This window comes from Geminocystis sp. GBBB08 (assembly GCF_016743215.1).
Classification (GTDB): domain Bacteria; phylum Cyanobacteriota; class Cyanobacteriia; order Cyanobacteriales; family Cyanobacteriaceae; genus Geminocystis.
Map to the genome: position 1 here is coordinate 1 of NZ_VRZC01000132.1, position 10,836 is coordinate 10,836.

Here is a 10,836-nt window from a genome sequence, read left to right on the forward strand (position 1 = left end):
AATCCTGTACCATTGGTCAATTTATCAGTTTTATTATCTTGATTTTTCTATTTATTTTTTAAAACTAAAGAAGGTAATTTCCACCAAGGCACAAAGGGATATTGATGATGTTCCCGATGATAACTAAAATTATAACAGGCAATTAATGACCAAAATACTGGTAAATAAAGACTTTTAATCGATGATATATTTTCCTCTTCTTTGCTATTTTGACGATGAGGTAAAAAAGTGCCAAAGAAAAATAATTGTAACGAGCTTAAAATCAAGGGTAATGCCCAAAATAACCATAAATGAAGCCAAGTAACTTTACAAGAATAAGCAATAAATAATACAAGTATGGATAAGCGAAGTAAATGTTTAAGACTGAGATATTTAGTCATAAACTCTCTATACCAACTTAAAAAACTTACATTATCACTATTATGAAAATCAGGATCGAGATTTGTACCCGAAAAACGATGATGTAATAAGTGTTTTTCCCTTAAATTTTCATAGGATAAAAAAGCATATAAAATCAAAGCAAAGCTACCAATAAAATGATTAATTTTAGTATTCGTAGGGAATACAAGTCCGTGCATTCCATCATGAGCAATAATAAATAATCCCGTATTTAAAAAAGTTTGCCATAGAATTAATCCTAAAATAACTAGATAATTAACTTTAGTTAAATCATTAATTTGGTATATTGAAACCGTTACTATCCAAAGAGTAATAATCACCAAAGCAATAACTAAACCCAAGTAATTACTCATAATCTTCCTATTTTTTCCCAGTACGATTTATCTTTAACAGGAATATTCTCATCTGCCTCCTTTCTCCCCCAAGTTTGAGAGAAAATCAATTAAACACCCCTTATTTAACCAGATCTGTTTCATTTTTAAAGGCAGAAAATGAACACAAATTCTAGGGTAGCATGATCTTTTTTTCTGCCATTGTCGCAAAATCCGCACCTCAACACTAAATATTTTTAAAAAAAATAATGTTAAATTAGTTACATAACTTTTTAAAATAAGGTTCAATTATGCCTTTTACTATCGATTCAGCACGGACAATTTTTCCTCAAACTTTAGCCGCAGATGTTGTACCCGCTACCATCGCCCGATTTTCACAATTAAGTGCAGAAGATCAATTAGCATTAATCTGGTTTGCTTATTTAGAAATGGGTAAAACCATTACCATTGCTGCTCCTGGGGCCGCCAGTATGGTATTAGCAGAATCTACTCTTAACGAAATCAAAACCATGACTGCGCAACAGCAATCACAAGTAATGTGTGACTTAGCTAACCGTGCAGATACTCCTATCTGTCGTACTTATGCAGTATGGTCAGTGAATATCAAACTCGGTTTTTGGTATGAGTTAGGCAAATTAATGGAAAAAGGAATCGTTGCGCCTATTCCTGAAGGTTATCAACTTTCTGCTAATGCTAATTCCGTGTTAGAGGCGATCAAAAAACTAGAATCAGGGCAACAAATTACCGTACTTCGTAACGCCGTAGTTGATATGGGTTATGATGTTAATAAACTTGGTGACTATACTCCTATTGCCGAACCTGTCACTCCTCCTCAAGAAATATCTAAACGCACTAAAGTTACCATTCAAGGTGTTACTAATTCCACAGTTCTCGACTACATGGATAACTTAAACGCCAATGATTTTGATACTTTAATAGAACTATTCCTTCCTGATGGTGCGTTACAACCTCCTTTTAAACGTCCTATTGTTGGTAAGGATAATATTCTCCGCTTCTTTAAAGAAGAATGTCAAAATCTCAAATTAATTCCTCAAAGCGGTATTACTGAACCAGCCGATGGCGGTTATACTCAAATTAAAGTAACAGGAAAAGTACAAACTCCTTGGTTTGGTGGTAATGTTGGCATGGATATTGCATGGCGTTTCCTTCTTAATCCCGATGGTAAAATCTTTTTTGTTGCCATTGATTTACTAGCATCTCCTAAAGAATTATTAAACCTAATACGCTAGAAGCAACTTTTTCAGCAACAAAATTCAGATTGACAAATAATCAATAATCAAATACAACATTTTTCCTAAGTTTGATTTGTGAAAATCTAAACTAACAAAATTATTACTAAAATAATTAGGTTTAAAGTATCTTCTTTTTGTCTATATATATCAATTGTTAATTTTAAAGAGTTTTTCTTTTTTAGGAGACTCTTTTTTTTGCCTTTTTTCTAAATATATTGATAATATATAAAAAGGTTTAATTTTTCTTATATTCTTTTTTTACAAAACATTATGTCAACAATAGCTAGTGAAGCAGGATGGACTACGATAGAAATAGAAATTAGTCAACGATTATTAAATAAAGCATATCAGCGAGAAACAGAAACTTTAGTGACAGAAGTACGTCATAAAATCAATAATCTGACTGATATGGAACAACTATGGCAAATTCATGATATTTTGAGTGCCAAGCGCTATGATCTTGATGGTAAATATGATGCCAGAGAACCGATGTTGATTTTTACTTTTGCTCAACTGTTAAAAGAAGGTTGGATAAGTTTAGAAGAGTTACACGGTTTAAATCAAGCTAAATTAGCGAAAATTTCTTCTTTATCTAAAATGTAAAAATTAATTCTGCAATTATAAAAATATAAAACTGTTATCGATGCCCTATTTTTCTTGTTTTATATCATAATCACACTTTTTTATACATTATATTTTATTAATAAATAAAGTAGATTAATCTGATAAAAAAATATTAAGAAATCATTTTACCAGCCAATAAATAGACAACTAAAAAATTAGGGCAAAGATTAACAACTCAATTAATGCGCAATTACTAATAAGTACTCATGCAAAATTAATTGTATAGGGTCAATGCAATGCAAGGGGTTTAAACTCCTTGTTACCCATTGTTATCATAGGTTGGAGAAAAAAAATAAAGGGCATCGATTAATTTTACTCACTCACTTAGATAAATCTCGAATTAAATGCCAGTGATTTTTATTAATAATTCAGACTATGAATCAGGTTAACTTATTTCGTGATATTTCAAGAACATTAAGTTGAACTTTTCTTTAAAGTTGATGTATTGTCTCACTTTCATTTCTAGGGTTTAAAGACATCCAGATTTTGCTATGTCTTACTGGTTTACTTAACATGAACCTCTACTCTAACAAAAGCCTTTATCTTAGAATTTCCATTAACCATATTTACTTAGATTCCTCTATTTTCAATTAGTTCATTTTGTATTCGTTTATTTTTGATTAGTATTCTAAAATACGGACATTTCCCATTTATTGATAAATCTTTTTCATCATTCCCTTTTCTGAATTTAATTATTTCAAATTGGTCTGGATTAAATTTATGTAAAAATGTTATTGGCACACCCATATTTCCTATATAGTCTAATGGTATTTCTTGTGTTTTATTAATATTAATTCCATCATATAGGTTATTGCGTTAATATTGCCAATTATCAAAAACTTTTTATCGTATTTAACTAATTGAGCTACATACTCTCTAAATAATGAAAATGGGGGGTTAGTAACAACAATATCGGACTGCTTTAATAGTTCAACACTTTCAGTACTCCGAAAATCCCCATCCCCTTTAAAATAAACAATCTCCGTTGAACTTGGTTTGTTTTTTTCTCCCTCTGTACCTGTATATTCAAAGAAAAAACCATTTTCATCTTCTTCTCTATTAAATAAATCTCTTACTTGTTCTCTATAACAGGCAGTTATTAATTTTTTAAGACCTAACTGTTTGAAATTTGAAGCAAAATAATTAAAGAAATTGCTGATTCGAGGGTCATCGCAATTGCAATATACAACCTTATCTTTAAAATGCTTCTTATAGTGTTTCAATTCTCTTTCAATATCTGAAAGTTGCGTGTAGAACTCATCATTCTTATTTTTTCTTGCTTTTGTTAATAAAGAGTTCTGTAGTTCTCTTGCCATTGTCAACCCGTTTTTATTTGAATGAATCTTCAGCTTTGTAGTTATTTATTTTTTGTTATCTGATTAAATATTTCACTTCCTAATACTCTAAACTTAAATTTTCCATTTTCTGCTACTGGTAATGTATGTATAACTTATAATTCTATCGCAATTGCCGTCTAACTCCATCTAACTAGAAATATTCCTGCATTTGCTACTTAATTAATAAGATTTAATAAATTTCTTTTTGACTTTTACTATAAAACTAAAAATGCGATGGCCAATTACGGTATTAAATATTGATTGATTGATCAAAATTTTCGTTTTGTGGAATAGGCATCTTACCTGTCATTCGTAATTCTTAACTGTTTTTACTTTGTTTTTAACTGAAAAATACTGAGGAAAAAACTAGCAAAAATTATTTGTAAACCTAATGCAATTGCCGTTACGGAAGGAATAACTAAACGCATTGTTAATACAGGATTTAAAGCCGTAAAATCTGTTGCTTTCCATTGAAACAAGGCAAAAATTGAAGTAATCCCTCCTAATAAAAATAAAATTGTACCAAAAATTAAACCTTGTTCTAAAGTAAAAAAGTCAATAAATTTTAATAATTTTTTATCTTGAGGTAACAATCCTTCTTGAATAGCATAAACTTTGGTAAAAATGGCAAAATTAACTAGCTGAAATCCAATAATAATCGCTGTTGATGAATATAATAAACTGTGAACCCTAGGACTATATAATAAAATGACGGTGCTAATTAAACCCATAATCATGAGAAAAAATCCGGGATAAAGAAACAACCAACGAGGACTATATAATAATAAAAATCTTAAATGTCGCCAACCGTCACGCCATGTACGCAAATGAGGTTTACGAGAGCGTCCATCTGGTGATAAAGTAGTAGGAACTTCTGTTATTTTTAATCCGTTTAAGGTAGATTTGACTACCATTTCCGAAGCAAATTCCATCCCCGTAGTGCGTAAATTTAAACTCAATATTGCTTGTTTACGGAATCCCCTTAAACCACAATGAAAATCACTACATGGGCTATGAAAAAATAATTTACCTAACCATGTTAATACTGGATTGCCTAAATATTTATGTAAAAAAGGCATGGCATTTGGTTTTATTCCTCCTTTGAAACGATTTCCCATAACTAAATCATAACCTTCCCTCAATTTTTCTACAAAAGGATTAAGTTTTGTAAAATCATAACTATCATCAGCGTCAGCCATAATGATAAATTCTCCCCTCGCAGCTAAAATTCCTCCCATAAGTGCGCTACCGTAACCCTTTTCCTTTACGTTAATCAATGTCGCACCCATTTTTGTAGCTATTTCGGGGGAACTATCTATGCTACCATTATCTGCAATAACTACTTCTCCTTTGATGTGATATTCTTGTAAATACCATTGTGCTTTTTTGATACAAGTAGCGAGGGTTTCCGCTTCATTAAGACAAGGCATTATAATTGATAATTCGAGAGAATCCATTTAGAATTTAGAATTTAGAATTTAAAATGAGATATTAGGTATTAGGTATTAAGAATAACAGGCAAGATGCCTATTCTACAACTATTTACTATTTACTATTACTCCTTAGAAATTATAAAGCGATCGCCACATTTTTCTTTAACTTCTTCTTCACCATAACTAAATTCTGCTTTGACTGAATAGTTTTTGCCTTCATGAAATTGAGAATTGTATAGAAAAGTGAGAGGTGTAAAACCAACTAAACAAACATCTTTTTTTGTCACTAATTTAGCAATAACTTCTTGATTGACACGATTATCACTATTCATAAATTTATCTAAAGACATAGCATTTGGATAAGTATAAATCCAACGGGTTATAATTACAAAAATCATCATAATGGTTAAACCAACATAACCATAATTTTGTGGTTTTAACCATAAATTTTTCGTTAATTGATAATGCTGTAAAAGTAAGTATAAATTGAGAGTTATTAAAATAATTATCCAATACATATAGTATCTTAATTGATAAGAAAAAGGCAGAAAAGGAGTAACTAAAGTCATGGTAATAACTAATCCTAAAGCAACTCTTGTTTCTGAGTTATTCTTCTTACATAAATAAGCAAATAAAACCACGTTAAAAATAACATAAATAGCAAAATATCCTCCCATGCCAAAGGTGTCTGCATCTAAAGGCACATAATCCATTGCAATCGTCCATTTCCATGGCCTTCTCTCGTCAAAAGCACCTATTTCTAACAGGGAAAAAAGCCATCTTTGTATAGGTAACATTGCCTCAATTTTATCTGACATATAATCTTCACTTGGCACAATAGTATGATTTAATTCATAACCTAAAATATTAATTTTTAAAGGATAAAAAGGGTTTTGATAAATAACTAAATTTTTAAAAGATGTCAGGAAAATTATGATATTTGCTCCCGTCATGGTAAAAATTAAGGTTAAAATATTTTTAATTTTATTTACAGGATTGAAACGATACCAAATTAACCATATAATTCTGATAAATACAAAAAAAATAACTAATACTAAAGGAGGCACTAATAAATATTTACTGTTAGCAGCAATAAAGCCTCCTAAAATAAATATACCAACATTTTTATAGTTAATAAAATCTTCTTTGAAATATAATAAATAAGTTAATACTAAGGTGATCGCAAAACCAACATTAGTTAATAAATCTACATAACAACTTGTTGCCGCAATGTGAATTAATGGCACTGCTAAAATAGTAATAACCGATAAATAATAAGGAATTTTAAGATAATGTTTGACGAAAATAAAATAACCTATTAAACTAAAAAAACTAACTAAATTTGCACCTTGAGGCCGTTTTAATCCGAATAAATACCAGAAAAAACCTTGTAGAATATTAGGCAACATAGTAGAAGTATTATAAAAAGGTTCTCTTTCTGCTTCAAATATATATTGTTCAGGAGAAACTAACCTCCAAAAACGAGCAGCAAAAGGTAATTGATACATCCAAGTATCACCGTTAATCCAATCTACAGCTACTAAACTTTTGAGTAGTAAAAAACTGATAATAATTCCTGCAAATATTTGTAAACTTTGGGTACTATTGATATTAACAATAAATTTAATAAATGAGGGTAATTCTGGTAATTGTTCTAATTTTTGACTTAAAGATATTTTGAGACAAATAAAGCCAATAACTAAGAAAATCAATCGAAGATAACGAAAACTTCCCCCTAAACTGAAACTATAACCAACTAATCCTAAGAATAAACCAAAGGAGATAAGATTTAATCCCAGTAACACTAGCTTATTTTGTTTAAAAATGAGAGATAAATTATCAGGAAGAAGAGTAAATTTACCTTGATAAATTAAAAAACTGATAAAGGTAATAATAATAGCAACAAAAGTACTGATTAAAGGAACTAACATAATATACTTAGAATGAGAATAATTTGAATATAGTAAACAAAAGGAATAATTAATAAGTAAGGTAAGGGTTTAACAATATTTGACTTGTACTAAGAAATTTTCGATAATTTTAATTAATTTTAAAATATTTTTGATAGTTTGTAGTAAAGAATTTACCCCTTTTATTCTCGAAAAGAAATTATTAAGGTGAGGTAGAAAAGTAAATAAAGAAAAGAAGATTTTTTTTGATTAATTCATCACTAATTTTAAAAGATTGTCAAAAGTTTAATCTTGTTAATTACTTCTTCAATAGTTAAATTATCTGTAACAATTTCTATGGCATTATCAGCTTTTTTTAAAGGTGCAATTTCTCTAGTACTATCTAGATAATCTCTTTGCTCAATATCGGCGATTAACTGCTCTAAATTAACATTATTTTCCCCTAGATTTTCTAAGTCAATTAACCTTCTTTTTGCCCTTGCTTTAGGTGATGCTGTCAAAAATATTTTTACCTCCGCATCAGGAAAAACATTTGTGCCAATATCTCTTCCTTCGGCAACAATTCCTCCTTGTCTTCCGTATTCTTTCTGCAATTTTACTAACTTATCTCTAACGGCTTTTTGCGCTGATACTTTCGACACATTAGCCGTAACTGCTTGAGTGCGAATAGCTTCGGTTACCTCTTGTTGATTAACTTTTACCGTCACTGGAATCTTTAAGTCATCATTAGGTAATAATTCAATTTCTGCTATATTTACTAATTTGGCGATCGCCTTTTCATCTGTAACATCAATATTATTTTTCATAACTAACCAAGTAATTGCCCGATACATCGCACCAGTATCAAGGTATAAAAAGCCTAATTCTTGGGCTAAACAATGACTAACGGTGGATTTTCCCGCCCCGGCTGGTCCATCTATGGCTATAATTGGTTTTTTCACTGTTAAAATTAGATTATCTATTAAACGAGTTTCACTACAATAAGCAGCGATCGCCATTAAAGCAGATTCAGTAATAATTGTCAAGGATTTTAATGTTTTTGGATGAACTATTTCGGCATATTGCAAGGTTAAAATAGGGTTATTTTTAAATTCTTGTTCTATAATTCTAATTAAATTTTTAGTATTTCTTTCTCCTTGTAAAAAAGCTTTTTTTGCTAGAGTTAAACTATTAAATAATAAGACGGCTTCTTGTTTTTCTTCTAAAGTTAAATATTGATTTCGAGAGCTTAAAGCTAATCCTGATTCTTCTCGAATAATCTCACAAGATTTGATTTTAACAGGAAGATGAAGATCTGTCACCATTTTATGGACAATTGCGACTTGTTGCGCATCTTTTTGCCCAAAATAAGCAATATTTGGTTTGACTAAGTTAAATAATTTCGTCACAATAGTTGCTACTCCTTGAAAATGCCCTTGTCGATATTTACCACATAAAACTGACATCATTGAGATAGGAGGCACAACTAAAGTAGTTTCATCATTTAGGGTATTCATTTCGGTGGCTGAAGGCGTAAATAAGAGATTAACCCCTAATTTTTGACATATTGCTTTATCTTGCTCTAATTGTCTCGGATATTTGTCTAAATCTTCATTTTTACCAAATTGTAAAGGATTAACAAAAATACTAACAATCACATAATCATTTTCAGCCACGGCTTGTCTGATTAAACTTTCATGACCTAAATGTAATGCCCCCATAGTTGGAACAAATCCAATATTAAGGTTAGATGAAATTTTCGATCTTTCTCTCTCTAAATTAGTGATCCTCGCTACAATTAACATTTAGATAAAAGACTCTAATTAAATAAATTACTATGACCAATTCCATATTTTACCGTCTCAGTGTCAGTTCTCTTCTTTTGCTTCTGAATCCTCTGTCTCAGATAAAAATTATGATTTCCACTCGATTTTTAACAATTATATGGCGCATTTTTTGCGTATTTTTACTTTTATTTTTGAGCATTACACTGATTTTATTAACACCTCAACCCGCCAATGCAGAAGTACTAAATTTCACCTATGGAGAGTTAGAAGGAGAAGATTTTTCTCATCGAGACTTGACAGGTTCTGTTTTTGCCGCTACAAATCTTAGAAACGCCTCTTTTCAAAATTCTAATTTAACGAATGCTATCATGACTGAAGGGATATTATTAGGTGCAAATTTGCAAGGTGTTAACTTCACTGGTGCATTAATTGATCGTGTTACTTTTGATTTATCAGACTTACGCAATGCTATTTTTGTGGCTGCCATCGCTACTCGTACCCGATTTTATGATACTAACATAGAAGGTGCTGATTTTTCAGGAGCTGTAATTGATCGTTATCAAGTAAATTTGATGTGTAAAAGGGCAACTGGTGTTAATCCCATCACGGGAATAGCTACTAGAGATAGTTTAGGATGTTTGGAACAAAATTAAACTTTATGGGGTCAAAATAGTTACTAATTATTTTAAAAGGAAAAATCATGGTTAAATCTACTTCTGTAAAAAGTAAAAACAGCAAAAAAATCGTTGCTTTAACCCTTTCTTTTACAACGATATTGAGTGTTGCACCCATCAATTATATCCTAGCTAAACCAATGGAAGAACAATCCCGTTATCATTCTTCTCAATCTCCTTTGACACTAATTTCTAACAACTCCAAACAAAATAATCAAAAACTGAGAATTAATAATTATAACCGCCCTAATTCTAACTCTAATAATCCTAATTCTAACTGGAATAATAACTCCAATAATTCTAATTCTAACTGGAACAACAATTCCAATCAATTATCCAATCTTGGCAATTTGAATGTTGGCACAATCATTACCACTACCTTACCTTCAGCTAATAAAATTTTAGTCACCCCAGAAGAAACTCTTGCTGTCACCTTAGTAGTTAGAGACAATGTTCGAGATAAGTCGAATCAAATTATTATACCTGCTGGTAGTCAAATTGTCGGAGAAGTTCGTCCATCGGGGCAGGGTTCAAGATTTATAGCTAACACTGTAGTGCTAAAGAATGGTAATCGATACCCTATTAATGCTACTTCTCGTGTTGTTACTCGTACGGAAACTGTTACGGTGGGTAAAAATGATAATGCTATCTGGCAAGGTGCTTTAGCTGGGGCAGCGGCAGGTACTCTTCTTGGTGCTATTACTGGTGACAAGGCGATCGCAACAGAAGAAGTTTTAGGAGGTGCTGGGTTTGGTGCTTTAGCAGGTTTATTATTAAGAAAAGATCGCACTCAAGAATTAATTTCTATTAATCCTGAACAAGATTTAAACCTAACAATCACCTCTAATTTTGTTCTTAATTAAAATTTATATAGCTAGGGAGTATTTTGTTATTAATAAATCAAAAATTATCAAAAACCTGAATATTTTTCACAAAAATTAAAAGATAGCTACAAACAATGAAATTCATTTTATTATGAGATAAACTCAGATCTTGCACCAGTACAATAATACCAATGAAACAAAACGGGAAAAATCAATTTTAGGAGTTTTAAAATCAATTCTGATTACTTTTCCCTCTTCCCTCTTCCCTTTTCCCTATCCTCATC

Annotated in this window: 10 protein-coding genes; 4 read left to right on the forward strand and 6 right to left on the reverse strand. The window is 30.7% G+C overall.

Annotated features, from left to right (window positions below):
- Nucleotides 1–47 precede the first annotated feature (47 nt).
- Complete coding sequence (locus tag FWJ34_RS14690) at nucleotides 48–752, reverse strand: fatty acid desaturase (RefSeq protein WP_308256083.1); 705 nt, start codon at nucleotides 750–752, stop codon at nucleotides 48–50.
- Between the two features lie 269 nt (nucleotides 753–1,021).
- Between FWJ34_RS14690 and FWJ34_RS14695 the strand changes: the two genes are divergently transcribed.
- Together FWJ34_RS14695 and FWJ34_RS14700 are read left to right on the forward strand one after the other, a co-directional pair.
- Nucleotides 1,022–1,981, forward strand: a complete 960-nt coding sequence (locus FWJ34_RS14695; protein WP_308256084.1) for an orange carotenoid-binding protein — start codon at nucleotides 1,022–1,024, stop codon at nucleotides 1,979–1,981.
- Nucleotides 1,982–2,254: 273 nt separating this feature from the next.
- Nucleotides 2,255–2,587: a hypothetical protein gene (locus tag FWJ34_RS14700; RefSeq protein ID WP_308256085.1), complete on the forward strand. Its 333-nt coding sequence runs from the start codon at nucleotides 2,255–2,257 to the stop codon at nucleotides 2,585–2,587.
- Nucleotides 2,588–3,178: 591 nt separating this feature from the next.
- Here the strand turns inward: FWJ34_RS14700 and FWJ34_RS19595 are convergent.
- The 5 genes from FWJ34_RS19595 to FWJ34_RS14720 all read right to left on the reverse strand — a co-directional run bounded on the left by FWJ34_RS19595 (nucleotide 3,179) and on the right by FWJ34_RS14720 (nucleotide 9,072).
- Complete coding sequence (locus tag FWJ34_RS19595) at nucleotides 3,179–3,355, reverse strand: adenine-specific methyltransferase EcoRI family protein (RefSeq protein WP_396231981.1); 177 nt, start codon at nucleotides 3,353–3,355, stop codon at nucleotides 3,179–3,181.
- 14 nt (nucleotides 3,356–3,369) lie between these two features.
- Nucleotides 3,370–3,924, reverse strand: a complete 555-nt coding sequence (locus tag FWJ34_RS14705) for an adenine-specific methyltransferase EcoRI family protein (protein WP_396231983.1) — start codon at nucleotides 3,922–3,924, stop codon at nucleotides 3,370–3,372.
- Nucleotides 3,925–4,274: 350 nt separating this feature from the next.
- Nucleotides 4,275–5,402, reverse strand: coding sequence for a glycosyltransferase family 2 protein (locus FWJ34_RS14710; protein WP_308256086.1), 1,128 nt, complete (start codon nucleotides 5,400–5,402; stop codon nucleotides 4,275–4,277).
- A gap of 98 nt (nucleotides 5,403–5,500) precedes the next feature.
- Entirely contained in the window at nucleotides 5,501–7,309 is a 1,809-nt protein-coding gene (locus FWJ34_RS14715; RefSeq protein WP_308256087.1) for a hypothetical protein, read from the reverse strand.
- A gap of 245 nt (nucleotides 7,310–7,554) precedes the next feature.
- Nucleotides 7,555–9,072, reverse strand: a complete 1,518-nt coding sequence (locus tag FWJ34_RS14720) for a bifunctional pantoate--beta-alanine ligase/(d)CMP kinase (RefSeq protein ID WP_308256088.1) — start codon at nucleotides 9,070–9,072, stop codon at nucleotides 7,555–7,557.
- A gap of 173 nt (nucleotides 9,073–9,245) precedes the next feature.
- On the opposite strand from FWJ34_RS14720, the gene FWJ34_RS14725 reads away from it, so the two are divergent.
- Both FWJ34_RS14725 and FWJ34_RS14730 read left to right on the forward strand, forming a co-directional pair.
- Complete coding sequence (locus FWJ34_RS14725) at nucleotides 9,246–9,707, forward strand: pentapeptide repeat-containing protein (protein ID WP_396231985.1); 462 nt, start codon at nucleotides 9,246–9,248, stop codon at nucleotides 9,705–9,707.
- Between the two features lie 47 nt (nucleotides 9,708–9,754).
- On the forward strand, nucleotides 9,755–10,591 hold the full coding sequence (locus tag FWJ34_RS14730; protein ID WP_308256089.1) for a hypothetical protein: 837 nt from the start codon (nucleotides 9,755–9,757) through the stop codon (nucleotides 10,589–10,591).
- Nucleotides 10,592–10,836: the final 245 nt, after the last annotated feature.